Source organism: Pelagibacterium halotolerans (genome assembly GCF_044811015.1).
Lineage (GTDB): Bacteria > Pseudomonadota > Alphaproteobacteria > Rhizobiales > Devosiaceae > Pelagibacterium > Pelagibacterium halotolerans_A.
In genome coordinates this window covers 1,286,132-1,310,789 of sequence record NZ_CP085243.1, presented here as the reverse complement: position 1 = coordinate 1,310,789, position 24,658 = coordinate 1,286,132, and the positions used below count along the sequence as shown (strand labels likewise).

At 62.8% G+C, this 24,658-nt stretch carries 27 protein-coding genes; 16 read left to right on the top strand and 11 right to left on the bottom strand.

Annotated features, from left to right (window positions below; translation table 11 throughout):
- The first annotated feature begins 29 nt into the window (after positions 1-29).
- Positions 30-1,484 carry an aspartate kinase gene (locus LG281_RS06450; protein WP_404405515.1) on the top strand — a complete coding sequence of 485 codons (1,455 nt, stop codon included), beginning with the start codon at positions 30-32 and terminating at the stop codon, positions 1,482-1,484.
- A 45-nt stretch (positions 1,485-1,529) separates the two neighbouring features.
- Here the strand turns inward: LG281_RS06450 and LG281_RS06445 are convergent, their stop codons facing one another.
- Entirely contained in the window at positions 1,530-2,075 is a 546-nt protein-coding gene (locus LG281_RS06445; protein ID WP_404405513.1) for a cytochrome b, read from the bottom strand.
- A 74-nt stretch (positions 2,076-2,149) separates the two neighbouring features.
- On the opposite strand from LG281_RS06445, the gene LG281_RS06440 reads away from it, so the two are divergent.
- The 5 genes from LG281_RS06440 to csgH all read left to right on the top strand — a co-directional run bounded on the left by LG281_RS06440 (position 2,150) and on the right by csgH (position 4,955).
- On the top strand, positions 2,150-2,584 hold the full coding sequence (locus tag LG281_RS06440; RefSeq protein ID WP_404405511.1) for a MarR family winged helix-turn-helix transcriptional regulator: 435 nt from the start codon (positions 2,150-2,152) through the stop codon (positions 2,582-2,584).
- A 274-nt stretch (positions 2,585-2,858) separates the two neighbouring features.
- Complete coding sequence (locus LG281_RS06435) at positions 2,859-3,125, top strand: hypothetical protein (protein WP_404405509.1); 267 nt, start codon at positions 2,859-2,861, stop codon at positions 3,123-3,125.
- A 140-nt stretch (positions 3,126-3,265) separates the two neighbouring features.
- Entirely contained in the window at positions 3,266-3,727 is a 462-nt protein-coding gene (gene queF / locus LG281_RS06430; protein WP_404405507.1) for a preQ(1) synthase, read from the top strand.
- Positions 3,728-3,905: 178 nt separating this feature from the next.
- The gene (locus tag LG281_RS06425; RefSeq protein ID WP_404405505.1) at positions 3,906-4,340 is read left to right on the top strand and encodes a curlin; all 435 of its coding nucleotides are present in this window, start codon (positions 3,906-3,908) and stop codon (positions 4,338-4,340) included.
- A gap of 204 nt (positions 4,341-4,544) precedes the next feature.
- A complete protein-coding gene (gene csgH, locus LG281_RS06420) occupies positions 4,545-4,955 on the top strand; it encodes a curli-like amyloid fiber formation chaperone CsgH (protein ID WP_404405503.1) in 411 nt (136 codons plus the stop codon).
- 75 nt (positions 4,956-5,030) lie between these two features.
- Here the strand turns inward: csgH and LG281_RS06415 are convergent, their stop codons facing one another.
- Positions 5,031-5,729, bottom strand: coding sequence for an RES family NAD+ phosphorylase (locus LG281_RS06415; protein ID WP_404405501.1), 699 nt, complete (start codon positions 5,727-5,729; stop codon positions 5,031-5,033).
- Entirely contained in the window at positions 5,723-6,133 is a 411-nt protein-coding gene (locus LG281_RS06410; RefSeq protein WP_404405499.1) for an antitoxin Xre-like helix-turn-helix domain-containing protein, read from the bottom strand. Before LG281_RS06410 ends, LG281_RS06415 begins: the two co-directional genes overlap by 7 nt.
- 180 nt (positions 6,134-6,313) lie before the next feature.
- On the opposite strand from LG281_RS06410, the gene LG281_RS06405 reads away from it, so the two are divergent.
- Positions 6,314-6,727, top strand: a complete 414-nt coding sequence (locus LG281_RS06405) for a curlin (RefSeq protein ID WP_404405497.1) — start codon at positions 6,314-6,316, stop codon at positions 6,725-6,727.
- A 62-nt stretch (positions 6,728-6,789) separates the two neighbouring features.
- Here LG281_RS06405 and LG281_RS06400 read toward each other — a convergent pair whose 3' ends face one another.
- The 4 genes from LG281_RS06400 to LG281_RS06385 form a co-directional block, all read right to left on the bottom strand.
- A complete protein-coding gene (locus tag LG281_RS06400) occupies positions 6,790-7,515 on the bottom strand; it encodes a DNA alkylation repair protein (protein ID WP_404405495.1) in 726 nt (241 codons plus the stop codon).
- A gap of 2 nt (positions 7,516-7,517) precedes the next feature.
- Positions 7,518-8,000, bottom strand: coding sequence for an SRPBCC domain-containing protein (locus tag LG281_RS06395; protein WP_404405493.1), 483 nt, complete (start codon positions 7,998-8,000; stop codon positions 7,518-7,520).
- The gene (locus LG281_RS06390) at positions 8,000-8,347 is read right to left on the bottom strand and encodes an ArsR/SmtB family transcription factor (protein ID WP_404405491.1); all 348 of its coding nucleotides are present in this window, start codon (positions 8,345-8,347) and stop codon (positions 8,000-8,002) included. Before LG281_RS06390 ends, LG281_RS06395 begins: the two co-directional genes overlap by 1 nt.
- An 81-nt stretch (positions 8,348-8,428) precedes the next feature.
- Entirely contained in the window at positions 8,429-10,264 is a 1,836-nt protein-coding gene (locus LG281_RS06385; protein ID WP_404405489.1) for a sigma-54-dependent Fis family transcriptional regulator, read from the bottom strand.
- A 277-nt stretch (positions 10,265-10,541) separates the two neighbouring features.
- Here LG281_RS06385 and adh point away from each other — a divergent pair, with 277 nt between their 5' ends.
- Both adh and LG281_RS06375 read left to right on the top strand, forming a co-directional pair.
- Positions 10,542-12,062, top strand: coding sequence for an aldehyde dehydrogenase (adh, locus tag LG281_RS06380; protein ID WP_404405487.1), 1,521 nt, complete (start codon positions 10,542-10,544; stop codon positions 12,060-12,062).
- Between the two features lie 111 nt (positions 12,063-12,173).
- Positions 12,174-12,557 carry a DUF779 domain-containing protein gene (locus tag LG281_RS06375; protein ID WP_404405485.1) on the top strand — a complete coding sequence of 128 codons (384 nt, stop codon included), beginning with the start codon at positions 12,174-12,176 and terminating at the stop codon, positions 12,555-12,557.
- Here the strand turns inward: LG281_RS06375 and LG281_RS06370 are convergent.
- Positions 12,542-13,336, bottom strand: coding sequence for a prephenate dehydrogenase/arogenate dehydrogenase family protein (locus LG281_RS06370; protein ID WP_404405483.1), 795 nt, complete (start codon positions 13,334-13,336; stop codon positions 12,542-12,544). The genes LG281_RS06375 and LG281_RS06370 overlap by 16 nt on opposite strands.
- Positions 13,337-13,631: 295 nt before the next feature.
- Here LG281_RS06370 and LG281_RS06365 point away from each other — a divergent pair, with 295 nt between their 5' ends.
- Complete coding sequence (locus LG281_RS06365) at positions 13,632-14,108, top strand: SRPBCC family protein (RefSeq protein WP_404405482.1); 477 nt, start codon at positions 13,632-13,634, stop codon at positions 14,106-14,108.
- Here the strand turns inward: LG281_RS06365 and aac(3) are convergent.
- Positions 14,105-14,941, bottom strand: coding sequence for an aminoglycoside 3-N-acetyltransferase (aac(3), locus tag LG281_RS06360; protein WP_404405480.1), 837 nt, complete (start codon positions 14,939-14,941; stop codon positions 14,105-14,107). The two genes, LG281_RS06365 and aac(3), sit on opposite strands and share 4 nt — an antisense overlap.
- Before the next feature lie 115 nt (positions 14,942-15,056).
- Here aac(3) and LG281_RS06355 point away from each other — a divergent pair, with 115 nt between their 5' ends.
- The 3 genes from LG281_RS06355 (at position 15,057) to LG281_RS06345 (ending at position 18,316) form a co-directional block, all read left to right on the top strand.
- On the top strand, positions 15,057-16,019 hold the full coding sequence (locus LG281_RS06355; RefSeq protein ID WP_404405478.1) for an SEL1-like repeat protein: 963 nt from the start codon (positions 15,057-15,059) through the stop codon (positions 16,017-16,019).
- Positions 16,020-16,224: 205 nt separating this feature from the next.
- Positions 16,225-17,445 (top strand): lytic murein transglycosylase, encoded by a 1,221-nt coding sequence (locus LG281_RS06350; RefSeq protein ID WP_404405476.1) that lies wholly within the window; start codon positions 16,225-16,227, stop codon positions 17,443-17,445.
- 67 nt (positions 17,446-17,512) lie between these two features.
- Positions 17,513-18,316 carry a class I SAM-dependent methyltransferase gene (locus LG281_RS06345; RefSeq protein ID WP_404405474.1) on the top strand — a complete coding sequence of 268 codons (804 nt, stop codon included), beginning with the start codon at positions 17,513-17,515 and terminating at the stop codon, positions 18,314-18,316.
- On the opposite strand, the gene chrA is transcribed toward LG281_RS06345, so the two are convergent.
- Positions 18,313-19,707 (bottom strand): chromate efflux transporter, encoded by a 1,395-nt coding sequence (gene chrA, locus LG281_RS06340; RefSeq protein ID WP_404405472.1) that lies wholly within the window; start codon positions 19,705-19,707, stop codon positions 18,313-18,315. The genes LG281_RS06345 and chrA overlap by 4 nt on opposite strands.
- A 186-nt stretch (positions 19,708-19,893) precedes the next feature.
- Here chrA and LG281_RS06335 point away from each other — a divergent pair, with 186 nt between their 5' ends.
- The 3 genes from LG281_RS06335 to LG281_RS06325 all read left to right on the top strand — a co-directional run bounded on the left by LG281_RS06335 (position 19,894) and on the right by LG281_RS06325 (position 22,623).
- Positions 19,894-20,946 (top strand): diguanylate cyclase, encoded by a 1,053-nt coding sequence (locus LG281_RS06335; protein ID WP_404405470.1) that lies wholly within the window; start codon positions 19,894-19,896, stop codon positions 20,944-20,946.
- Between the two features lie 91 nt (positions 20,947-21,037).
- Complete coding sequence (locus LG281_RS06330; RefSeq protein WP_404405468.1) at positions 21,038-21,850, top strand: glycosyltransferase family 25 protein; 813 nt, start codon at positions 21,038-21,040, stop codon at positions 21,848-21,850.
- An 89-nt stretch (positions 21,851-21,939) separates the two neighbouring features.
- Positions 21,940-22,623 carry a hemolysin III family protein gene (locus LG281_RS06325; protein WP_404405466.1) on the top strand — a complete coding sequence of 228 codons (684 nt, stop codon included), beginning with the start codon at positions 21,940-21,942 and terminating at the stop codon, positions 22,621-22,623.
- Positions 22,624-22,742: 119 nt separating this feature from the next.
- Here LG281_RS06325 and LG281_RS06320 read toward each other — a convergent pair whose 3' ends face one another.
- On the bottom strand, positions 22,743-24,548 hold the full coding sequence (locus LG281_RS06320; RefSeq protein WP_404405463.1) for an ABC transporter ATP-binding protein: 1,806 nt from the start codon (positions 24,546-24,548) through the stop codon (positions 22,743-22,745).
- Between the last annotated feature and the right edge of the window lie 110 nt (positions 24,549-24,658).

The window sequence follows — 24,658 nt, the reverse complement described above, 5'->3', positions numbered from 1 at the left end:
GGGCCCATAGCGGCCGGCGGGAGGCAGAATTGAGTAAGCACCCCCATACCGTCGAAAAGATTGGCGGCACATCGATGTCCCGCAGCCATGAGCTGCTCGATACGGTCCTTATCGGGGACCGCAAGGGCGATGCGCTCTACAACCGCGTGTTCGTGGTTTCGGCCTATGGCGGGATGACCGACGCCCTGCTCGAGCACAAGAAATCCGGTGAGCCGGGTGTCTATTCGCTCTTTTCCTCCGCCGAAAGCGGCTGGAGCTGGGGCGATGCGCTTTCGGATGTGTGCAAGAAGATGCTCGACAAGAACGCCGAGATCTTCTCGGACGCCTCGACCCGGGAGATGGCCGACAAGTTCATCCGCGAGCGCGTGGAAGGTGTGCGGTCATGCCTTATCGACCTGTCGCGGCTGTGTTCGTTCGGCCATTTTCAGCTCGAGCAGCATCTTTTGACCGTACGCGAAATGCTCTCCTCGCTCGGCGAGGCGCATTCGGCTTACAACACCGTGCTGCTCTTGAAGGAGCGCGGCGTGAATGCCCGCATGGTGGACCTGACCGGCTGGCGGCAGGATGGTGAGCACAAGCTCGACACGCAGATCGAGAACGCTTTCGAGGGCGTCGATTTTGCCACCGAGATGCCCATCGTTACCGGCTATGCCCAGTGCGCCGAAGTGCTGATGAAGACATACGATCGCGGCTATAGCGAAGTCACATTGTCCCGCGTTGCGGTCGTGACCGGCGCTGCCGAGGCGATTATCCATAAGGAATTCCATCTTTCCTCCGCGGATCCCAAGCTTGTGGGCGAAGACCGCGTGCGGGTGATCGGCGAGACCAATTACGACGTCGCTGACCAGCTCTCGAACATGGGGATGGAAGCGATCCATCCGCGCGCGGCAAAAAGCCTGCGCCAATCGGGTATTCCGCTGCGGGTGAAGAACGCCTTCGAGCCGGAACATCCCGGCACCGTGATCCGCTCGGACCTTGAGGCCAGAACGCCGGGCGCCGAGATCGTTACCGGGTTGAAGGGCGTCTTCGCGCTCGAATTCTACGATCAGGACATGGTCGGCGTGAAAGGTTACGATGCCGAAATCCTCGAGGCGCTGACCCGGCACAAGGTCTGGATCATCTCCAAGTCTTCGAATGCCAATACGATCACGCACTTCCTGAAGGGCTCGATGAAGGCGATCCGGCGGGTCGAGGGTGACCTTGCCAAGGCGTTCCCGACCGCAACGATCAGCTTGAGGAAGGTCGCGATGGTTTCGGCCATCGGGCGCGATCTGCGTGGAGCCTCCACGCTTGCGCGCGCCATCGGAGTGCTCGCGGACGCAGGCATCGAGCCGATGGGCATGACCGACATGATCCGCAAAGTCGATCTACAGGTGATCGTCGAGGAGGACGATTTCGACAGGGCCGTGATTGCGCTGCACCGCAGCCTCGTGGAGGAGAACGCCGGGAAACCGGCGCACAGCAAGCTGCACGCGGCGGCGTAACCCGGCATCGGACCAACGGTAACCCGCGCGGCGCTGGCGGTTCCGTCAGCGCCGTTTTTCCGTGCCTAGCCCCATGCGCGCCATCAGGCCATCTTTCATGGCGAACTGGTGATAGAGCGCCGCGCCGATGTGCACGAGCGCCAGCGCGATCAGGAGGCGTGCGCCGATCCCGTGCGGAATGCGCGGGAGATAGTCCCAAAAATCGGGCAGGGGGTCTTGGACGCCCAGGAAAAGGACGGCACCGGCGCCGGAAAGCACAAGCATGCCGATTCCGCTCGCGCCCATACCCAGAATGATGACGTAGAGCAGAACATGCATGGCGCTTGCCGCCATCTGCTGCCATTTCGGCGCCGGTGCGGAGGCCGGCTTCGAATCTCCGAACCGCCACCACGCGATGCGCAGAACCGTCAGCAGGACGATCGATGCCCCCATCCCGGCGTGGATAGCGAGCAGGGCCCGCTTGTTCGCTTCATTCTCAATGCCTGCCGCCTGGAAGCCGGAAATCAGGATGCCCAGGACCGCGACCGCAGTCACCCAATGGATTGTGATCGCTACGGTTCCATAGCGGTTGGCCGTACTTCTTGTCGACATAATCGCCTTCTTGTCTGTATTGCCGAATGCTGCTTATATAGCATGCAATGTAGTTATATAGCAAGCTATGTAATATGATATTCGATCGCCGCGCCTCCGCCGGATATATGACCAACTGGGCCGCTCGCCTGTTTGCCCGCGTCGTCGACAGGCGCCTCAAGTCGATTGGCGTTTCGAGCGGTTATATGCCGGTCTTCTTCGCGCTGGGTGACGGCTCGGCGCTGACCCAGAAGGCGCTCGCCGAAATTGCGGCCATCGAGCAGCCGACAATGGCGGCGACGCTCAAGCGCATGGAGCGCGATGGCCTACTCGAACGCCGGCCCGATCCCGCCGACCGCCGCTCGGCGCTGATTGCGCTGACGCCAGTGGCCCGCGAAAAGGCGCGTGAGGTGCAACAGGCCGTTCGCGATATCAACGCAGCTGCGCTATCGCAGCTGAGCGAGGACGAGCGCGCGGCCTATCTCGACATGCTCGCTCGCATCACTAAATCGCTCGAAGCAGCGGACTGACAGGCCACTGTCATATTGACGTGGCTTGTAACTGCTAGACTCACTCCCTAAATTGGTGGAGCAAATCGCAGTGATCCCGCGTTGCGGCGCAGAGAAGCGCGCGCACCCCAGATTGGCGAAGGCCATAACGGTCGGGATTTCAAATCCACCTCACAGAGAAACGGCGTCCGCGCAGGCGCATCGGCATCGATGCCGGTCGCAGCGTGGCAGCGGAGCCGAAATGAAAAGCCGATGGCCGGGCGCGAAATGTCCGGCAAAAGAGAAGAAAACGAAAATGACGAATTTCGACTATACCGCCCGTGCGCGCCTTTATCTCGGCAGCGACCGGACCACCGCCCTCTCACTGGGGGCAAAGACGTTCAAGACCGCAGCCGCGGCCATCCGCTTCGCGGTGGAAGAGGCTGCGCCCGTGAGCCTGCGCGGCGCGCTGCTTATCGTGGGCACCGAAGGGCATTCGGGCAACGCGATCCGCGCCCTCTATGCAAACCCGGCCTATCCCCTGCCGCGCAAAAGCGCCGCAGCGCCCGACCTGGTCGCCTGACCGCTTGCCGCGACCGCCGCGAGTCGATAAACCGCGCCTAGATTGTCTTTGACGTGGCCTTGTTATCCTCACCTTGAATGGCGGGTTGAACCCGCATTGAAGGTGAGGCAAGGCACTGGATCCATCCAAAGGATACGGCCATGGCGGATATCGATAGCGGCTCGCTGCAACTGGGCAAGCACACCGAGGCACCCAATTCGCCGGAAGAGGCGGTGCTCGATCCGGTGCCCAACCCACACCCCGATACGCTCTATGTGACCCGGTTCGTCTGTCCCGAGTTTACCTCGCTGTGCCCGGTGACCGGCCAGCCGGACTTCGCGCATATCGTCATCGACTATGTGGCCGACCAGCATCTGGTCGAATCCAAATCGCTAAAGCTCTTTCTGGGATCGTTCCGCAACCACGGCGCGTTCCACGAGGGCTGCACGGTCGATATCGGCAAACGGATCGTCGAGGCGATCAAACCCCATTGGCTGCGCGTAGGCGGCTACTGGTATCCGCGCGGCGGTATTCCCATCGATGTCTTCTGGCAAACCGGCACACCACCCGAAGGGGTATGGCTCCCCGATCAGGGCGTGCCGCCTTATCGCGGGCGCGGATAGGCCCGGATTTGAGCGAAGGGGTCCGCTCCTAGCCCGTCCGATCATTTCTGTACTGTTTTTCCCGCATGAACGCTTTCTGAACATGCGCTTCAGCGCCGGTTCCGGTGCACCCCGTTACTCCTGATCCTGTTCAACGCAGCACAGGCGGATAAACCGCCACAGGATCAGGAGAGAGAACATGTCGCGCAAACTGATTATCTCGACCGCCATCGCCGCCATCGTCGGCTTCGCCTCGGTTCCGGCCATGGCCAGCAGCATCCACATCAACCAATGGGGCTGGGCGAACGCCGCCGGCGGCAACCAGGCGGGCAACGGCAACGCCATCGGCGTCTTCCAGAACGGCTGGGGCAATGACTCCGTCTCCCAGCAGTTCGGCAACGGTAACGTGGCCGCCACCGGCCAGGATGGCCACCACAACGCCTCCGATATCTGGCAGAACGGCAACGGCAATGCCGCAGGCGTCGCCCAGTTCGGTAGTCACCACACGTCGATCCTCACCCAGGACGGCAATGGCAACGTGGCTGCTGGCGTGCAGGTCGGCAATGGCTGCTCCGCCGAGGTCGACCAGACGGGCTCGGGCAACGTCGCCGCCTTCGTCCAGACCTGCCCCTGATCGGGACATGGCCCAATACTGGAGCGTGCCGCGCTGAATTGCATTCAGCCCGGCACCCTCAAGTTCCTGTTTTGTCGCGTGTCCGAACCGAAAAAGTGGAAACCATCCCCGGATCCCGTCCGAGGACATGCTTTTTCTGGACACGCTCTGATCGGGAGAGGTTCGCCTCTCCCGGGTCCAACCCGGTGAGAAAGGAAATTGACAATGTTTGGCAAGGATAAATCGTTCGGGATGCAGGCTCTGGCCGCCGGCGCGGCGCTCACCGCACTGGTCGCGCTTGGCGGCGCGGGCTATGCCAACAGCTCCGCATCCAACGCGGCTGGCTCGGCCCATTGCGATATCGCCGCCACCCAGAGCGGATCGATGATTGCGCTTGAAGGCCTGCTTCATGCCGAAAAAGACTTTCAGGGCACGTACCGCTTCACCGTCCAGAGCGTCGGCGGAGCCAATTCCTCCACCATCTCCCAGGGCGGCGGCTTCGTTGTTGAGGCGGAGGATACCGCCGTGCTCGGCAGGGTGAACCTCGGTGGCTCGGGTGCAGTTTACGACGCCCGGCTGGTGATCGAGATCGAAGGCGAGGTTTTCGAATGCAGCAGCCGCATCGGCGCCAAGTGACCATCTCGCTTCCGGGCGCCTCTGACGAAAGACCTTCCGTACACGCCGTATGGAAGGTCTTTTTGATGGCAGGCCCTACAACGCGAAAAGCTGCCCTGTCCGGCGGTTGTGCACCTGATCCACGCGATCCCCATCCCAATGGAAATCGAAGTGATCGCCCTGGACGGGGATGGGGATGAGATCGGGCCAGAAAATCCCCGCACATTCGCCACCCGGGCACCGCACGCTGTCATAGACCACACCATTGCTCCCTGCGCCGCGTAGAGCCTTGCCGAGCTTTTGAGACGCAGCGTAGTCATCCGGCTTATGATAGGAGGCGAGCCCCCGCACGTCGTGCAGGCTTACATCGAGGCTGTTGACGAGAACCCGGAATTGCGATGTCCAGCCCGACTCTTCCGCACTCGCCGCCATCGCGCGGCCATGGTGGTACGCAACCTCGCGCAGCGCGACCTCTTCGCTGTTTCCCGCGCTATAGACGCCATAGCTGCCATCGGTAAATCGGCCGGGCCTATCCCGGCTGACATGGACGAACGGCGCCATGAGGTAAGAGGCGCCAGGCCCGCTCACCCGGCGTTCGGGCGGCACCAGCGCCAGCGCGCCCATTTGCTCGCGCAAGCGCGGATTGGTTTTGGACTCGGCTGAAGCGAGCGCCTCCCAGTCGCGGGGGTCGGCAATGTCCTCGAAAAGGTCGATGGGCGGATGGACCGAGCGGATGATGCGGTAGGCTTGCGGCCAGTTCACCCGCGCGACGGGGACGTCCGCGAAACTCACCATCCGCCGCGCTCGGCGTCCAAATAATCCCGGACGCGCGCGAGCGAGAAGATATCGCCCGCTGCCATGATCTCGGCGGGCGTCTTACCGCCGAATACGGTATTGGGCGCCTTGATCCAGCGATAGCCGCGCTCGGGCTCGGTGAACATGATGCGCAACCCCTTGTGGATACCCATCAGCAGCGACAGCCGCGTCGCGAGATCCCGGTCTATCCGTCCGATCTCACCGGCTTTCCAGCGCGCATAGGTCCGCGCCGGCAGTCCGCCGAGAATCTCCCGCGCCTCACCGTCCGAAAGGTTCCACCGGGCGAAGAGATTGACCACCGCCCGCGCAAGCGCAGCGCTTTCTTCGTCCGTGATCCGGTCCGCACTGGGAACCGATGATGTCTTGGCGATTTCGACAAGCATGGCGAAAACCTCGTTTGGCACAATATATGTAAATTTATGCCATTTGGCAAGGGTACGGTCAGCCAACCTTAATGTCAGATAAACGCCCCCTTCGAGGTGAGTTCAGCCGCGCCCTGCCAGTGTGGGGTCATCGGTTTTTGAGGACCGGGACGCAACGCACAAGGACAAAGGACGAGGACCATGACCAACACGGCTTACAAGACCGCTATCGCCACCATCTTCGCCGTCACTCTCGGCGCTGCCGCGCTAACCGAGCCCGCGCAGGCCGGCGGCCAGATCTCGATCGGCATCAACGCCGCCAATTCCGAAGAGGCCGAAGCCATCAATGCCGGCCTTGCAATCTATTCGATCTTCTCGGAGATCGAAGGCTCGGGCATCACCCAGAACGGCGCGAACAATATCGCCGGCCTTCTGCAAAACGGCGCGGGCAATTACGGCGTCGTGCACCAGGAAGGCAACGGCCACAACGGGACGCTGCAGCAGCACGGCCACGGCAATTCCTACGGTCTGTTCCAGTTCGGCAAGGGCACCGAAGCCCACGTCAACCAGACCGGCAACGGCCAGTCGGGTGTCGGGTTCGCCTTCGGCTGGTAAGCCGGGGACGCAAAAAGGGGGCGCTGAGGCGGCGTGGCGCGAGGGGCGCCACGCCGTTTTCCTTATTGCTTCCCCAGCGCCATATAATGCGCGCGCCGGCCCTTATCGAACTTCTCGAGTGCCGCGCGGAGCATGGTGCGGGGCATAGTTGCGGCGTGGGCATCGAGGAAGGCGATGAGCGCGGGGTCGTTTTGTGGAATGCAACGGAGCATCCAGCCGACGGCCTTGTGGATGAGGTCTTCGGGGTCGTTAAGGAGAGTGTCGGCAATCGCCAGCGTGTCGGCATATTCGCCGCGTTTGATGAAGGCGTAAGTGGCGAGGATCGCCGTGCGGCGCTCCCATATGCTCTTTGATTGCGCCAGCCGGTAGAGCAGATCGCGGGGGCCGTCGATGAGGTGGGGGCCGATGATGTGCCACGCACCGAGATCGACCAGATCCCAATTGTTGATCCGGTCGTGCCGTCGCAGGTAGAGCTGGTACAGTTCCTCGCGGCGTTCGGGCGAGGTGGTCTTGCGCTTATACTGCTTGGCCATGATGGAGACGGCACCGGCCCGGTGCTCGTGGATGTCGCTTTCGAGCAGGGTTTCGATCTCGCTGGGATCCATCAAAACGAATGCCTTGGCGAGGTCGAAGACGTGCCCCATGCGCACGCCCATAAAGATGTCGCCCTCGCCATAGTCGCCTTCACCCATTTTGAAGTAGCGGTTGTATTTTTCCCGCTCGGCGTCCGATTGCAGCGCCTCCATCCGCGCCTTGAACGCATCGGCGGTGAAGGTCTCTGCCGTCATGGCTATTGCAGCTCGGCGAGCAGCCTGTCGAGGGCATCCAGGCTCATCCCCATGCCCTCGGTCATGCCGGAGGCGGCCGCGGCGTCGCGGGCGGCGCGGGATTCGAAGAGGATGGTTTGGGTCATCTTGGTCTTGTTGACGAGCGCCGAGAACTGGATCGTCACGAGCATGGCGCCCATGGCCTCCTCGTCGTCGAAAACCTCGGTGCTCACCAGTTGGTTGGGCTTTTCGATCTCGTGGAATTCGCCCGTCAGCCCGAGAAAAGCATCGTCGGGGCCGGTCCATTCGTAGCGGTATTTGCCGCCCACGCTGAGGTCGATCTCGCATTTGGAGAACGACCAGCCTTCGGGTCCCGTCGCCCACCGGGCCACGTATTCGGGCTTGGTGTAGCAGTCGAATACGAGATCAACCGGCGCGTCGAAGTCGCGCTCGACCCGAATCTCGGTTTCACTCGGCGCGGTGACCGCGAGACGGTGCCCGGTCATTAATGCTGCTCCCTCTTGCGCTTGGCCTTGAGATCGTCCAGCAGGTCGTCGAGACGGGAAAAATTTGCTTCCCAGACCTTGCGGTAATTCTCCAGCCAGTCGGTTGCCTCCTTGAGTGCGGCACCTTCAATCTTGCAGGGCCTGCGCTGTGCGTCGCGGCTGCGCGAAATGAGCCCGGCACGCTCGAGCATCTTGAGGTGCTTGGAGATGGCAGGCTGACTCATGTCGAAAGGTTCGGCAAGCTCCATCACGGTTCTTTCGCCCTCGGTCAGCCGCGCGAGGATCGCGCGGCGCGTGGGATCGGCAAGGGCGATGAATGTGGCGTCGAGGCGTTCGGATTCTGTCATTTTATATAACCATAAAGTTTGATATCTTAACAGTTATAGGGTCCGCCCCTGAACGTCAACGCTAAAGCGATCACGGATCGGTTAGTGCCGGTCCTTCCGGATGACCCGGCGGTAGAAGGTGGACCGGTCGATGCCCAGTTTCCGGGCCGCACGCGAGACGTTGCCATCGGCCTCCGCGAGTGCGGCCCGCATGGCGGTTTCGGTGATGGCGTCGAGGCTGCTGCCGGGATCGGCCGGAGCGGGGGCGAAGATATCGGCGGGGAGGGCGGTGCAGTCGAGGGGGGCGCCCTCCTCGATGAGCGCCGCCCCGGCGCGCAGCGTGCCGACGAGTTGCCGGAAATTGCCCGGCCACGTGTACCGGATCAACGCCTCAAGTGCGTCGTCGGTGATTGGTCCGCCGGTTTCTCCCTTCAATTGCCGCCAGAGCGTGCCGATCACATGCGCCTTGTCGCGCACTTCGCGGAAGGGCGGCAGGGCGATGGCGTATTGCGCGATACGGAAATAAAGGTCGGCCCGGAACCGGCCCGCATCGACCAGATCCTTGAGCGGCTGGTGTGTGGCGCAGATGACGGCGAAATCGACCTTCGCAGCCTTGCCGCCGCCAAGCGGAATAACTTCCTTGTCCTGCAGGACCCGCAAGAGCCGGCTTTGGAGCGCGAGCGGCATGTCGCCGATCTCATCGAGAAACAGGATGCCGCCATCGGCTTGCCGGACGAGTCCATCGCGGCCCGCCCGGCGCGCGCCGGTGAAAGCGCCCTCGGCATAGCCGAAGAGTTCGGATTCGATCAGCGCCTCGGGCAGGGCGGCGCAGTTGATCGCGACGAAGGGCTTTCGCGCACGGATGCAGGCCGCGTGCACCTGCCGCGCGAACAACTCCTTGCCCGTTCCCGTCTCGCCCGTGACCAGCAGTGGGATATCGGCGTTGACGAGCTTGATGGCCTTGTCGAGCGCGGCACGGGTAGGGGGGTCATAGACCGGCGCGGGTTCACGCGCCGGGGCAGGGCGAGGCACCGCGCGCCGGAGCGGCTTGCGCGGCACCTGCACACTGGCAATGAAGGCGTCACCGCTGTGAGTCATGAGCTTCTGCTTGCCGCCGCCGCGATTGATCGCTTCGAAGATGTCGTCGATCGCCATGGCCGCGAACGCCGAACGGTCGAGCCCCAGCGCCGCCAGCGCACGGCGGTTGGCCGCGACCAGCCTGTCGCCGTCGAATGCCAGCACGGCTTCTCTCGGAGTGCCAAGGAATGCGCCTGCCTTGTGGAAGCGCACGAGCGTGCAGTGATCGAACCCGTGCCGGAAATAGCGGTGCTCGATCTGCTCGGCCGCGAGGCGGACGAGACCCATCGCATGGACATGGTGCACCGCCGCGTGCCCCGACATATCGAGTATCCCCGCCAGCCGGCCATAGGGATCGATGATCGGTGCGGCCGCGCAGGACAGAATCTGGTGCGGCTCGAAGAAATGCTCGGCGCCCAGAACTTCCACCGGACGGCGCTCGACGATGGCCGTGCCGATGGCGTTGGTGCCGGTGTTGGTCTCTGTCCACGCTACTCCCGGCTGCAGCGCGACCCGCGCCGCTTGTGCGGCGAAGTCGGGGCTGCCGGAGGTGTCGAGCACAAGCCCGGTCGCATCGGTCAAGATAACGACGCTGTCGGTGGATTTGGCGTCGGTCCGCAAGGTGGCGAGCTCGGGGCGGCTCAGAAGCCGCAGCCGTTCGTTGCGCTCCCAGAGTTCCTTGAGATGTGCCTGATCGAGCGGTTCGAACACGCCGGGCGTCGTCATGTCGAGCCCGCTCGCCGCGCAACGCTGCCAGGAGCGCAGAATGGTATCGGGCACCAGACCGTCAGGCAGCGTCCCGTCGCTCAGGAAGACCTTGCGGGCCGCCGCGAGGTCGGCCTCGCTTGGCACGGTATGCATCGCGATCTCCTCCCATAGAGCCGCCCGGGCAACAAAGTGTGGCATATTGCAACAGGTGTTGCGCCATCCCTCATTGACCGAAATCAAAGTGTGACACCCTTTTTCCCGCCGCGTCCAGAACATTGCGCGGGTTGGTGGGAAAAGCGTTTTCTTTCAATCGTGTAAGTCGTTCGTTCTACCCGCTCCTTCCGGCGCCGATTTGCTGGCACAGCCGTTGCAATGCGCTCCGGGCAACAAAATCACCCGCATCGCAACAGATGCGCACCCGGAGGAGAAAATGAACAAGCCCGAATTCCTGAGCCTCAAGGCCAAGAACCCGTTCAAGGAGAAATACGGCAACTATATCGGTGGCCGCTGGGTCGACGCCGTAGCCGGTCAGACCTTCGACAACACCTCGCCGGTCACCGGACAGGTCATCTGCAAGGTCGCACGCAGCCAGAAGGAGGACATCGAACTGGCGCTCGACGCCGCCCACAAGGCCAAGGACGCCTGGGGCCGGACCTCCGTGGTCGAACGCGCGCTGATCCTCAACCGGATCGCCGATGTCATGGAGGACAATCTCGACCTGCTCGCAACCTGCGAGACCTGGGACAATGGCAAGCCGATCCGCGAAACGACCGCTGCCGACCTGCCGCTCGCTATCGATCATTTCCGCTATTTCGCTGGCGTCATCCGCGCGCAGGAAGGCTCGATCGGCGAGATCGACCACGACACCGTCGCCTATCACTACCACGAGCCCTTGGGCGTGGTCGGCCAGATCATCCCTTGGAACTTCCCCATCCTGATGGCGACCTGGAAGCTCGCCCCGGCGCTCGCCGCCGGCAACTGCGTGGTTCTGAAACCCGCCGAACAGACCCCGGCATCGATCCTCGTGCTGATGGAACTGATCGGGCACCTTCTGCCCGACGGCGTCCTCAACATCGTCAATGGCTTCGGGCTCGAAGCGGGCAAGCCGCTGGCGTCCTCCGATCGCATCGCCAAGATCGCGTTTACCGGTGAAACGACAACGGGCCGGCTGATCATGCAGTACGCCAGCCAGAACCTCATCCCCGTAACGCTCGAACTCGGTGGCAAATCGCCCAACATCTTCTTTAAGGATGTGCTGGCCGAGGATGACGACTTCTTCGACAAGGCCATCGAAGGCTTCGTGATGTTTGCCCTCAACCAGGGCGAGGTGTGCACCTGCCCCTCCCGCGCACTCATCGAAGAGTCGATCTACGAGAGGTTCATGGAACGCGCGCTCAAACGCGTCGAGGCCGTGGTGCAGGGCTCCCCGCTCGACCCCGCAACCATGATCGGCGCGCAGGCGTCCTCCGAGCAGCTCGAAAAGATCCTGTCCTATATCGACATCGGCAAGCAGGAAGGCGCCGAGGTTCTGGCCGGCGGCGGGCGCAATATGCTCGAAGGCGATCTGGCCGAGGGCTACTACGTCAAGCCGACGGTCTTCAAGGGCCATAACAAGATGCGGATTTTCCAGGAGGAAATCTTCGGTCCCGTCGTTTCGGTCACGACTTTCAAGGACGAGGACGAAGCGCTCGAGATTGCCAACGATACCCTCTACGGGCTGGGCGCCGGCATCTGGACCCGCGACGGCAACCGCGCCTATCGCTTCGGCCGCAACATCCACGCCGGGCGCGTCTGGACCAATTGCTACCACGCCTATCCCGCCCACGCGGCTTTCGGCGGTTACAAGCAGTCCGGCATCGGGCGCGAGACGCACAAGATGATGCTCGACCACTACCAGCAGACCAAGAACATGCTGGTAAGCTACTCGCCCAAAAAGCTCGGCTTCTTCTGATCTCCCCCTGGCGCCGCCGGCCGATGCTCTTGCCAGCCGGCGGTGCATTCTTCCCTTCTCCCTCAAGGGGGAGGGCAGAAGAAGAGCCCCAGGGAAGAGAAGGAGAGACCAATGACCACCATCGTCGAACGCGTCACCGCCACGCCCGCCGCCCTCGCCCTCATCGCCGAACTCGAAGGCAGGCATGGCCCGTTGCTCTTCCACCAGTCCGGCGGTTGCTGCGATGGTTCGGCCCCGATGTGCTATCCGCGCGGCGAGTTTATCGTCGGAGACAGGGATGTGCTCATGGGCCGGATCGGCGGGCATCCCTTCTATATGAGTCCCAGCCAGTTCGAATACTGGCAGCACACCCAACTGATCATCGACGCCATCCCGGGGCGCGGTGGTATGTTCTCGCTCGACAACGGCACCGAAAAACGATTTCTCACCCGCTCGCGGATTTACGACGAAAGCGAGTTCAATCGCCTTGCACCGTTGGCCTACGGGCCGGTGTGATCTTCAAGGACGGGGCCGCCCGCCTCAACAAACTCGGCCTCTAGCGCCGACGCCAACTCGAAAAAGCGCTTGCGTACGCCCGCCGCGTACGGATTGGCGCGCTCGATGGCAGTAAAGACTTCCGGCGCGTCGTGGCGCACCATCTCGACAGCCTGAAGCAGAAGGTCGAAGCTCCTCGTCGTCATGCGTGTCGGCAAGGGTTCCATTTCGACAAGCACCTTGGCGATGAGGTGCGTAAGCCCCTGTACAGTCGCCGCCTCGCGATCGTGATCCTCCGGGGTCGTCATGATGACGGTCAGCCTCAGATGCCGGCGCAGGAAGGCACCCACGCGAAGGTGACCGGAGCCGCGCACCGCGCACACGGCGATCTTCAACCCCGCTATACCTTCCCGGGCGCTTTGCGGACCGAAAAGCGGATGCGTGGCGACGATGTCTGCGTAGCCGGGAAGCCGTGTCTGCATGATCCTGGCTGGCCCAGCCTTCACCGACCCTACATCGAGCACCAGCGCGCCGCGCTGAATATGAGGCGCAATCGCCTCGACAACGCTTTCGAGGCGCTCGACCGGCATTGCCAGCACGACGACGGGACAACTCGCGACCGCCTCGAGACTCGCGGGCACGACACCGAAGTGTTGCGCAATCGCCGCGACATCCGGCGCAGGGTCAAAAGCCAGCATCCGGAAAAGGGGCGCAACGTGTCGCGCGATGAGCTGCCCAAAGGCGCCAAAGCCGATGATGCCTATCGTGATATTCGAATCTTCAGGATTGTCGTGTGACATGGACAGACCTCTCACAAGCCGCACGGCCAGAGGCGTCCTTCTGGAAATCAACCGCTGGCCAATGCAGCGGTTGAACAATGACAAAGCACACCGCCGCTATGAAAGCGGGGCGTAATACAGTCCGGCGATGCGCTGTGCTGTTGTCATGTATGGGGCAGTACGAGCCCTCGCGTGAAAAGTCAATCGCGGTAGCCTGTCGTTCGCCATCCGATCAATTTTTTGCCCTACGCTGTCGGCTCGCCCGATCCTGCCGCGTCCTAGGGGCATCAACGGCACTAAACGAGGAGAAACGACAATGTCTGCTGATGCCAATTCCGATGAAAGCCGCATTCTGGTTCTCAACCGCCTGATCGACGCCCCGCGCGAAAAGGTCTTCCGCTGCTGGACCGACGCCGAACTGCTCCCCAAGTGGTTCGCGCCGAAGCCCTGGACGACCCCGCGCGCCGAACTCGACGTGCGCCCCGGCGGTACATGCTTTGTGGTAATGGCTGACCCCGATGGCAATGAATATCCCAATCCCGGTGTCTATCTCGACGTCGTGCCGAATGAGCGGCTGGTGTTCACCGACGCTTTTACCGCCGCCTGGGAGCCTTCGGAAAAGCCGTTCTTCGTGGGCGAGCTGACGTTCCAGGATGAAGGCGGCAAGACCCGCTACATCGCACGGGCCAAACACTGGCGTGTCGAGGACAAGCTCGAGCATGAGAAGATGGGGTTCCACGAGGGTTGGGGCATTTGTGCGGACCAGCTCGAAGCGCTGGCGAAGACGCTTTAGGCGGACCGGCTCTCAAGCCAATCCACCGCAAACGCGGTCATGGCGGCAGCGTCGACGAGGATGCTGTCGGCATGCCCGATTTTTCCCTGCCGGCCCGAACCGCCTTCGAGGAATTCGGTCACGATCTCGGTGAAGTAGTCGACGCCGTCCAGCGCCGGGATGACTGGGTCACCGGTATCGAACTCTTCCACCCAACGCCAAACCGTACCGGCGTCCGTCGCGAACGGCACTTCGACCCGTTTGATGCGCTTGCCCGCGAGCCGGGCGAGGTGTTCCGCGTGGTGGATGAGGGTCATCGTATCGCGCGGCGCCCCGAGCATCAGCACCTTGCCGCCCGTCTCGACGAGCTTTGCCAGCGGCGAGCCTTCGCCATAGCCATAGTCGAGCGGATGATCGGCGGTGAGCCACTCGGCCTTCGCGCCCAAGGCTGCCATCGAGGCGCCCGGATTGCCGCTGCGCAGCGCCCCGGGGGTAGTCCGCAGGAATTCAGGGAACGCACCATTGTCGCGGACAGATCGCGACCGGAGGGGATCGAACGGCGGGATGTGCGACTTCCACGCGTCGGGGACGCGGCCCTCAGCGTCGAGCAGGTCTTCGTAGTGAGCGTCCCAGTCGGTATAACCCATCACGGTGCCTTCGGGGCCAACGGTGTCGAGCAAGGCGCCGATAACGGCGTCGGGACCGTTGAGCAGCGGTCCGACCTTCGAGAGTGCCGCATGGACAAGGACGATATCCCCCGGGGCGAGCCCGATCGCGCGGAGGTCGTCGACGAGCGCGGCGCGGGTCATGAACGGTGTGCGCGGCGCTGCGCCGGAAGAACGTTCGAATGTCATCTTTCACATCTCTTTGTGCGCCGAATTTAGGCTTGCAATAGCCGGGCGCTTCTTGTGGACTCACAAACTATTGTTGTGTGGCGCAAAGACCGGCACAAGCACAGGGGACGGAGAAATGGTTTCTTTTTGCACAGAACGGCGTCGGCGCTGGGATTGGCAGATCCTACGAGTGCTTCTCTCGGGCCTGCTGGTGTTTGCGGGCTTTGCCGGGTCCGCAGCTGCGCAGACGGTGAACGACGGCTATGAGGCGTTCGAGGCCGGCGATTATGAGCGGGCTGTGGAGATATGGCGACCCCTGGCCGAAGGCGGCGATGTGGACGCGCAGTTCTACCTCGGAGATCTCTACGAATATGGCGACGGCGTCGAGCAGAACTACGGCACGGCGCTGGAATGGTACAAGCTTGCGGCCAAGCAGGGCGACGCGGAGGCGCTGTTCCGGATCGGCGTGTTTTACGATTTCGGCTATGGGCTCGATGTCGATTACGAAACTGCAGCCGAGTTCTACACGCTTTCCGCCGATGCCGGGCACGCGCCAGCTCAGTTCAATCTGGGGTTGATGTATCTCGAAGGCGACGGTGTGCAACAGGATTTCGATCAGGCGCTGCACTATTTCGAGCGCGCCGCGGGTCAAGGCCACGCCGGCGCGCAGAATTCGATCGGCGTGATGTACGACAACGGCGAGGGCGTTGCGCAGGACTATGCCGAAGCCATGCGCTGGTACCGGCTCGCTGCCGATCAGGGGCTGCCGATCGCCATGCGCAATATCGGGCTATTGTACGATAATGGCCGCGGTGTCGAAACAGACTTCGTTGAGGCTGCGCGCTGGTATCGGCGGTCCGCGGAACTGGGCCATGCACCGGCGATGCAGGATCTGGGGCTCATGTACTATTACGGCGAGGGCGTGCCGCTCGACTATGAACTTTCCTATTACTGGCTTTGGCTGGCGCGGGAAAATGGCGATGGCACCGATGAATATATAGACGGCGATATCGCCCTCACCACCGAGGAGCTGACCGCGTCCCAGATCGCCAATATCGAGGCCAAGGCCCGCGCCTGGCAGCCACGCGGGATTGAATAGCGCAAACGCGCAGGGTGGGGTGGTTAAGCTTCCGCTTGGAAACGTGCTTAACGCGATCTTAAGCGAAAGGGGGCAGTCTTAACCCCGTTGTGAGTTGCGTACGCATGCCATCCAGCGGCGACCCTAAACGGGGGCAGGGGAGCCGCATTTTGCCACAATAGTGGCGTAAGGGAGAGCATGCGGATTGGAATAAAGAGGCCAACCAATGCGTACCGTTGCCCGAGCCCCCTTCGCCCGGACCCTATCCCGTTTTGCCGTCGCTTTTGCGCTGGGCGTATCGGCGACCCTTGGCGGCGCCGCGCCCGCTGCGGCCAATCCGAGCCAGTTCGTTGCCGCGCTATGGCCGGAGGCACAGGCGCGCGGGGTCTCGCGCGCCATCTTCGAGGCGGCTTTTTCCGGCTTCACCCCGTCCGACCGGGTGATGGAGCTCACCCGCAGCCAACCCGAGTTCACCCAGACTGTCGGCGCCTATCTCGACAGGCGCGTAACGTCGGGGCAGGTCGATCTCGGACGGCGCATGCGCGGGGAGTGGAGCCAGACATTGGGGCGGATCGAGGGCCATTGGGGCGTTCAGAGCGAAGTCGTCCTCGCCATCTGGGGCATGGAGACCAATTTCGGCAACTATTTGGGCGGCAACAACGTCATCCACGCGCTGGCGACGCTCACTTATGGCGACTACCGCGCGAGCTATTTCAAGGGTGAACTGCTGACCGCCTTGCAGATCCTGCAGGCCGGGCACGTGACGCCGCAGAACATGATCGGCTCCTGGGCGGGCGCGATGGGCCAGACCCAGTTCATGCCCTCGAGCTTTGCCCGCTATGCGGTCGACTATAACGGCGACGGGCGGCGCGATATCTGGAATTCGGTACCCGACGCGCTCGCCTCGACCGCGAACTATTTGAAGGAACATGGCTGGCGCCCGGGTGAAACCTGGGGCTACGAGGTCCGCCTGCCGGCAAACTTCGACTATGGCCGCGCCTGGGACATCGGCCGGCAATCGCTTGCGCAATGGCAGGCGATGGGTGCCGTGCGCGCCAACGGCATGGCGTTCCCGCGACCGACGGACGAGGCGCGCATCTTCATGCCTTCAGGCGCCAACGGCCCAGCCTTTCTGCTGCTGCACAATTTCGAAGTCATCAAGCGCTACAACAATTCCGACAACTATGCCCTAGCCGTAGGCCATCTCGCCGACCGTATCCTGGGCGCGGGGCCGTTTCGCCAGCCCTTCCCGCCCAACGAGGTCGCGCTCAATAAGGACCAGCGCCGCGAGTTGCAGAACCTCCTCAATTCCTATGGCTTCGACGCGGGAACGCCCGATGGCGTCGTCGGTCCGCGCACGCGCGAGGCGATCATAGCCTACCAGCGCAGCGTCGGGATGACTGCCGATGGACACGCGTCGGGGGCGCTGCTGGCGCAGCTGCGCTAGAAGGTTGTCGCGCGCAACGGCGGCGGTTTAGTCTTGCCCCCGGTTGCAACCGGGCGGGGAACGGAACATGTCGTCGATAACGACCGGCTTGGACAAGCAATACGGCGACAGCCGCAAGCTCGCTGCGCGGGCGCGGCTGCATACCGAATATTTGATCGCCGAGACCCCGTGGTTCGCCTGGGTCGCGCGCCAGCTTCCGTTGCACCCCGGTGACCGGGTTCTCGACATCGGTTGTGGCCCGGGCTGGTTCTGGGCCGGTGCGGCGGAAGATGTGCCGGAGGGTATGGCGCTGACGCTGGCAGATGTCTCACCCGGCATGGTTTCCGAAGCGGTGGAGCGGTGCACCGCACTGCAACTGGGCACCATCGAAGGCCGGCAGGCCGACGCAACGGCACTCCCCTTCGATGATGGCACGTTCGATGCGGTCATCGCCATGCACATGCTTTACCATTTGCCGGATCCGGCGGTCGGGATTGCCGAGATGTTCCGGGTGCTCAAGCCCGGCGGTACCCTCGCAGTCACCACGAACAGCGCGGGGGATATGCGTGAGATGTACGCCCTCGCGGCCGTATTCGGCAGCGCCCCGGCCAATCCCGCCGGTGTCGCCTTCGGCTTCGAGGACGCCGAGCGGCTGATGCGGGCACAGTTCGGCAACGTGGCGCTGGCACGACATCCCGCGCACATGCGGGTCACCGACCCCGAAGACGTCTTCCTCGCGCTCACCTCCTATCCTCCGGGCGAAACTGCAAGCGCTGCCGAACTCGACGCCTTCCGCGCGGCCATCGAAGATGCGTTCGAAAAGGGGGATGGCGTGCTCGACGTGTCGAAGGAAACAGGCCTATTTCTGAGCGCGAAGCTCGCCGGCCGCTAGCCGCTGACGAGATAAAGTCCGCAGCCGGCCGCCGCGCTCAATGCAATAATTGTTGCGGTTCCCAGCCGGAACCGGAACAGCGCGATGGATGCTGCAATGAACAGGCCCGCCGCGAACGGGTCGACGCTCGCGGGAACCGGCAGGTCGATGGAAAGACCGAAGCCGCGCCAGGAGACGACCTCCTCGAAAATGACATGCAGGCCGAACCACACGGCAAGGTTGAGGATCACACCGACGACGGCGGCAGTGATCGTGGCCAGGGCGGCGGAGAGGGCTTTATTGGCGCGCAGACGCTCGATGAACGGTGCGCCGATGAAGATAAAGAGAAAGCACGGCGTGAAGGTGACCCATGTCGTGAGTACGCCGCCCATCGTGGCGGCCACCAGCGGATGCAGGGTGCCGGGATCGCGGAACGCTCCCATGAAACCGACGAATTGGGTGACCATGATGAGTGGGCCGGGCGTCGTCTCCGCCATCCCCAGACCGTCGAGCATCTCGCCCGGTGCGAGCCACCCGAAATTACCGACCGCCTCCTGGGCGACATAGGCGAGCACCGCATATGCGCCTCCGAAGGTGACGACGGCCATCTGGCTGAAGAACGTGGCGATATCGACAAAGACGCTGTCCGGCCCCAATACGCCCAGCAGCAAAAGGGTAGGGCCGAGCCACAAGAGCGCCAGGATGGCTCCGATCCGAAGCGCCCAGCGCGCGTTGACGCGCGCATGTGGCGGAATGCTTTCGCCCAGGATTGTGTCGGCATCCTCGACAATTTTGCCGCCGACCGAACCGTGCCCGCCGGCGGGCATGAATGCCGTGAACCCGGATCGTGCGCCGAAGTAGCCGATGGCACCAGCCGTTGCGATGATCAACGGGAACGGTACGTCGAACGCGAAGATGGCGATGAAGGAACCGGCGGCAACCGCGAGCATCGCGCCGTTGCGAAGGGCGCGGCGTCCGATCCGCACGACCGCATGAACGACAATGGCAAGAACCGCGGCTTTAAGCCCGAAGAACACAGCCTCGACGATGCCGACATTGCCATAGAGCGCGTAAACCCAGCTCAACGCCATGATGGCGGCAAAGCCGGGCAGGACGAACAGCACGCCCGCAATGATGCCGCCAAGCGTCCTGTTCATCAGCCATCCGATATAGACGGCCAGTTGCTGCGCTTCGGGCCCGGGCAGCAACATGCAGAAATTCAAAGCGTACAGAAAGCGGCGCTCGCCAAGCCACTTGTTCTCCTCAACGAGAATCCTGTGCATGAGCGCAATCTGGCCTGCCGGGCCACCAAAGCTGAGCAGGCCGATCCGCATCCACACCCGGAAGGCTTCGGCAATCGTCGGAAAGGCCCGTCGGTCCGGGGCGGCGGTTGCGTTATCGTCGGGAGTCATATCAAGCCTTGGAACAAATGGCGCAGTTGCGCCGCCGCTGCAGCATCGTCCGCTTGTGTATACGGCTCATGACGAAAGGCAACCGGTGTCCGTTCAACCCCTTCGTAACCATAGCCGCCACGCGTGGCCCCATTTCGTGCTAAATGCGCTAGATTGCCCGCAACTGGCGACAGCGTGAGAGGAAACATGGTGTCCAATCCGCAGACCGATGAGGAGGGTCGTCTCGGCGCGCTCTATCGGCATGGCATCCCCGGGGTGGATCTGGGCGAGGCCGTGGACCGTATTATAAAGATTGCCATGGCCAGCACCGGCGCTCCGATTGCAGGTGTGTCCGTGATCGAACGCGACAAGCAGAGTTTTCTTGCTGTGCGCGGCATGGACGATGCACCGATTCCCCGCGAGGATGCGATCTGCGACCAGACGGTCGCCGCAGCCAAGCCGATGATCGTCGAAGATCTCGCCGCCGATCCCCGCTTTGCCGGCACGCCGCTGGTTACGGGCGCGGTCGGGGCCAAGGCCTATCTCGGCGTTCCGCTCACAACCGCAGATGGGTACGCGCTGGGCACGCTGTTCGTCATCGACACCAAACCGCGGGCTTTCACCGAAGACCAGATGACGATCCTCATCAATCTCGCCAACCTTGCCATGGCGCAGATGGCCAGCCGTCAGCCCGAGAGTTTCGACTATCTCACCGGTGCGCTGACACGCCGGCGCTTCCAGCTCGATGTCGAGCGCGAATATGAGCGCGCCGTGCGCTACGAACGTCCCGCCGCATTGATTTTCGTGGACATCGACGGGTTCGCCGAAATCAACAAGGCGGTCGGCCCGGAAATCGCGGACGAGGTTTTGAAGGCCGTTGCCAATCGCTGCATGGAAGCGATTCGGTCGCCGGACAGCTTTGGCCGCGTTGCCGGGGAGGAATTCGGCCTGCTCCTGCCCGAGACCATGGCCTATGAAGCCAGCCAATGCGCCGAGCGCCTCCGCGAGATCATCTCCAAGCTCCGGTTCCGCACCGAATCCGGTGTGCTCTCGATCACTGCCAGCCTTGGTGTCGCGCCTTTGAGCCCTGCCATCCGGTCGGCGATGGACTGGTTCGCGCAGGCCGACGTCGCGCTTTACGCGGCCAAAAGGGCGGGGCGCAACTGCGTCTCCTTCGCGCCCGTAAGCGCGGAGGACGAAGCGACGCTCACGGGCGACGACCTTCCACCTCCCGATATCGGTCTGCCCAAGCTGCATTAGCCTGCATTCGGTCCGCGGGGAGCATCCGTCTTTACAGCCGTTGCCACCCCTTGTAGCGTCCGCCTCCTTGTACCCGCCGGAGGCCGTCCGCTTGCGCATACCGATCTACTACATCAACCTTTCGAGCCGTACCGACCGCCGCGCGTTCATGGAGGAGCAGTTCGCGCGGCTGGGGCTGGAAGCAGAGAGGGTCGAGGCCGTTACGCCCGCCGACATCCCGGCAGACGATATCGCCCGGTATTGCGACAACACCCGGCCCACCTATCTGCGCCCCAACCAGCTTGCCTGTTCGATGAGCCACGAAAAGGTGTGGCGGGCCATGCTCGAAGCCGGGCATGAACGGGCAGTCGTCATGGAAGACGACGCCTTGCTCTCGTCCTTGCTTCCGGCGTTCCTGGCGGATTTGGAAGGTGTTCCCTTCGACGTTTTGCGCTTCGAAGCGCCGGTTCGAAGAATCCGTGTTTTTCCACCGGTCGCCCATGTCGGTCCGGGCATCGCGCTGCGACCGTTTCGCTCGACGCTTTCGGGCGCGTCGGGTTATGTCATCGGCGCGAATGCCGCGCGCGTCCTGCTCGGGCATCCCGCATTGCGTGTATTGGCTGGGGACCTCGTTCTTTACGGTGCGCTGGCCGCGCCGGCGAAAGACTTCGTGCGCTTGCACTCCGACCCTGCGCTGTGCATCCAGGTTGGCGATATTTCGCAGGACAATCGCCGCGGCGGGATCGGCTGGAGTGATCTCAATAGCGTCAAAATGGCCCACATCTTTGCCCAAAGGCATCCGATCTTGCATTTTCTGATACGGACGCGGCGGGGGATCGTCGATGGCGTGCGGAATGCGGTCGACCATCTGGTCAACCTCCCGAGGGGTATTGCCAAAGAGACCATTCGGTTCCGGGCCGAATAGTCCCAGGAACACCTTTTGTTCACGATATTGCCATACCGCGCGTTACCATTTTTGTGGCAGACTATGAGGTCCGATTGGGAGAAAGAGGGATGTCGAAGGTCAGCGAAAGAGCACGCGATTTCCTGTTTACGCCGCGGACCTATACGCTCGCCGAGCTGATCGCGGACGGGGTCGTCCACGGGATCGGGCTCGTCATGGCGATGGTCGCGGGAAGCGTGCTGCTGACGCTCGCGCTGGTGCGCACCGCGCCCGAGGCGTTCGTCCCGCTTTCAGTCTATGTGGGGACACTGGTGGGCGTGCTATCGGTCTCGCTGGCATTTCACCTCTGGCCGAAAGGCCGCACCAAGGCGTGGCTGGCGCGCTTCGATCAGGCAGCGATTTTCCTTTTTATCGCAGGGACGTATACGCCCTTCCTGGCCGCGGCCGGCAACGCGCCTATTGCTGACAAGCTTCTCGTTTTCGTCTGGGCCGGCGCCATTGTCGGTGTCGCCCTCAAGCTTCTTGCACCCAGGCATTTCGGGCGCATCGCGATCATCTTTTATCTTGCCATAGGCTGGAGCGGCATCGTCGCTTTCCAAACCCTCACCGCAACCCTGCCACCCGCAGCGCTCTGGCTGATCCTTGCCGGTGGCGTTGCCTATTCGGCGGGTATCGTTTTCCATCTCTGGGAGCGTCTGGCCTTCCAGAACGTGCTCTGGCACATCTTTGTGGTCATCGGGGCAAGTCTGCACCTGATCGCGATCTACGACGTGGCGGTGATCAGCCGGTTGTAAGGGCTCGAACAGAAACAGCTGCGTCATCTTGCCAGGAACAAAAATCCCTGCGCAATCTGACAGAGCGATTTCTGGTCGAGCCCTAAAGCCCGGCCCCATTAGGGACCGGGCTTTTCTCGTCATGCAACAAGTCCCTTGGTCAGTTCCAGAGCCTGCCGCTCGAACAGCCTCCGGTAGATGCCCTTGTCCGTGCGGATCAGGCTGTCGTGCGTGCCTTCCTCGATGATCCGGCCCTTGTCGAAGACAAGGATCCGGTCGAGCGCGCGGACGGTCGAAAGCCGGTGCGCGATGACCAGCGTGGTCCGTCCCGTCATCAAACGTTCGATGGCCTGCTGGATCAGCAATTCGCTTTCCGAATCCAGGCTTGACGTGGCCTCGTCGAGGATCAGGATCGGCGAATCCGCCAGGAACGCGCGGGCAATCGCCACGCGCTGACGTTCGCCGCCGGAAAGCTTTACGCCGCGCTCGCCTACGAGTGTTTCATAGCCCTTGGGCAGGGCCATGATGAACTCGTGCGCGTTGGCCTGCCGCGCCGCTTCCTCGACCTCGGCGCGTGTGGCGCCGGGGCGGGCATAGGCGATGTTATCGGCCAGCGTCCGGTGGAACAGGATTGGTTCCTGCTGCACGATGGCGATCTGGCTGCGCAGGGACGACTGGGTGTGATAAGCGATGTTCTGCCCGTCGATCTCGATGACACCGCCATTGATGTCATGCAGGCGCTGGATGAGCTTGACGAAGGTCGTTTTGCCCGAACCCGAGTGGCCGACGAGGCCGACGCGCTGACCCGAAGGAATCGTCACGGAGAAGTCCTTGTAGAGCGGCGTTTCGTGCCCGCCATACTGGAAGGTGACGTTCTTGAACGCGACCGCGCCGTCCCCGATACGGATCGGGGTCGCGCCGGGACGGTCGGCGACGCCATAAGGCTCGGCATCGAGCTCAACCAGCTCCTCCATCTCGTTGACTGAGCGTTGCAGGTTCCTAAAATGCATGCCCACGTCCTGCAGATAGCCCTGCAAGACGAAGAACGAGGTGAGGACGAAGGTGATATCGCCCGCATTCGCCATACCGCCGAGCCAGAGCAGGACACCGGTTCCGAGGATGGTCCCGCGCAGAATCAGGAGCGCGGTATCCTGCGAGACGCCGTTAAGGTTGTACCGGTTCCAGGTCCGCAATGTCCGTTTCTGCCATTTGGCCACGACGCCGCCAAGCCGGCTTTCCTCCCGCTCCTCGGCTCCGAAGCCCTTGACGACGGCATTGCAGCCGATGGCATCGGCCAGCGCGCCGCCTACCTTGGTGTCCCACGCATTCGACAGCGTTGCCGCGGGCGAGATGTAAGCTACGGCAAAGCCGATCGTCCCGGCGATGAAGATCAGCGATCCAAGCCCGATCACCAGCCCCATCACCGGCCAGAATGAGGCCAGCAGCACGGTGGTGCCGATAAGCATGATCATCGAGGGGAAGAGCGCGACGAGGAGGGTGTCGTTCAAAAGGTCGAGCGACCACATACCGCGCGTGATCTTCCGCACGGTCGAACCTGCGAAGGTGTTCGCATGCCAGTCGGTCGAGAACCGCTGCACACGATGGAAGGTCTCGTTGACTACGTCCCCCATCTGTACGAGCGTCAGCCGGATGATGTTGCGGAACGCCCCAAATCGCAGGACGACCGCCGTCGCCCCTAGGCCAAGCAGCATGACGAAGGCCGAGAGCGCCGCATCGAACGTCGCCGCTTCGCTCGCTGTGCCGGACGCAATCGCCTCAACGAGCCGGCCGGCAAAATATGGCGTCGCCACATCCGCCAGTGTCGCGAGCATGATGAAGACGAGGATCGCGGCGATGCGCCAGGGCTGACGCCGCCAGTGCCTGAAGGTGTATCCCAGGACGGCACGATAGGTCGTCCCGTCCATATCGAGTTTCTTGCGAGTCATGTGTCCGATACCGGTTGCCGCAAGACAATGCGGACGTACCGGTCCTATAAGCTGAAAATGGTTTTCGCGAACGGCGGACGGACTCGTGCCCGTGTGCCGGTCGTGTCGAA

Coding starts and splice junctions, on each gene's coding strand:
- LG281_RS06445 (WP_404405513.1), bottom strand. CDS start 2,075: ATGTCGACAAGAAGTACGGCCAACCGCTATGGAACCGTAGCGATCACA.
- LG281_RS06440 (WP_404405511.1), top strand. CDS start 2,150: ATGATATTCGATCGCCGCGCCTCCGCCGGATATATGACCAACTGGGCC.
- LG281_RS06435 (WP_404405509.1), top strand. CDS start 2,859: ATGACGAATTTCGACTATACCGCCCGTGCGCGCCTTTATCTCGGCAGC.
- queF (WP_404405507.1), top strand. CDS start 3,266: ATGGCGGATATCGATAGCGGCTCGCTGCAACTGGGCAAGCACACCGAG.
- LG281_RS06425 (WP_404405505.1), top strand. CDS start 3,906: ATGTCGCGCAAACTGATTATCTCGACCGCCATCGCCGCCATCGTCGGC.
- csgH (WP_404405503.1), top strand. CDS start 4,545: ATGTTTGGCAAGGATAAATCGTTCGGGATGCAGGCTCTGGCCGCCGGC.
- LG281_RS06415 (WP_404405501.1), bottom strand. CDS start 5,729: ATGGTGAGTTTCGCGGACGTCCCCGTCGCGCGGGTGAACTGGCCGCAA.
- LG281_RS06410 (WP_404405499.1), bottom strand. CDS start 6,133: ATGCTTGTCGAAATCGCCAAGACATCATCGGTTCCCAGTGCGGACCGG.
- LG281_RS06405 (WP_404405497.1), top strand. CDS start 6,314: ATGACCAACACGGCTTACAAGACCGCTATCGCCACCATCTTCGCCGTC.
- LG281_RS06400 (WP_404405495.1), bottom strand. CDS start 7,515: ATGACGGCAGAGACCTTCACCGCCGATGCGTTCAAGGCGCGGATGGAG.
- LG281_RS06395 (WP_404405493.1), bottom strand. CDS start 8,000: ATGACCGGGCACCGTCTCGCGGTCACCGCGCCGAGTGAAACCGAGATT.
- LG281_RS06390 (WP_404405491.1), bottom strand. CDS start 8,347: ATGACAGAATCCGAACGCCTCGACGCCACATTCATCGCCCTTGCCGAT.
- LG281_RS06385 (WP_404405489.1), bottom strand. CDS start 10,264: ATGCATACCGTGCCAAGCGAGGCCGACCTCGCGGCGGCCCGCAAGGTC.
- adh (WP_404405487.1), top strand. CDS start 10,542: ATGAACAAGCCCGAATTCCTGAGCCTCAAGGCCAAGAACCCGTTCAAG.
- LG281_RS06375 (WP_404405485.1), top strand. CDS start 12,174: ATGACCACCATCGTCGAACGCGTCACCGCCACGCCCGCCGCCCTCGCC.
- LG281_RS06370 (WP_404405483.1), bottom strand. CDS start 13,336: ATGTCACACGACAATCCTGAAGATTCGAATATCACGATAGGCATCATC.
- LG281_RS06365 (WP_404405482.1), top strand. CDS start 13,632: ATGTCTGCTGATGCCAATTCCGATGAAAGCCGCATTCTGGTTCTCAAC.
- LG281_RS06355 (WP_404405478.1), top strand. CDS start 15,057: ATGGTTTCTTTTTGCACAGAACGGCGTCGGCGCTGGGATTGGCAGATC.
- LG281_RS06350 (WP_404405476.1), top strand. CDS start 16,225: ATGCGTACCGTTGCCCGAGCCCCCTTCGCCCGGACCCTATCCCGTTTT.
- LG281_RS06345 (WP_404405474.1), top strand. CDS start 17,513: ATGTCGTCGATAACGACCGGCTTGGACAAGCAATACGGCGACAGCCGC.
- chrA (WP_404405472.1), bottom strand. CDS start 19,707: ATGACTCCCGACGATAACGCAACCGCCGCCCCGGACCGACGGGCCTTT.
- LG281_RS06335 (WP_404405470.1), top strand. CDS start 19,894: ATGGTGTCCAATCCGCAGACCGATGAGGAGGGTCGTCTCGGCGCGCTC.
- LG281_RS06325 (WP_404405466.1), top strand. CDS start 21,940: ATGTCGAAGGTCAGCGAAAGAGCACGCGATTTCCTGTTTACGCCGCGG.
- LG281_RS06320 (WP_404405463.1), bottom strand. CDS start 24,548: ATGACTCGCAAGAAACTCGATATGGACGGGACGACCTATCGTGCCGTC.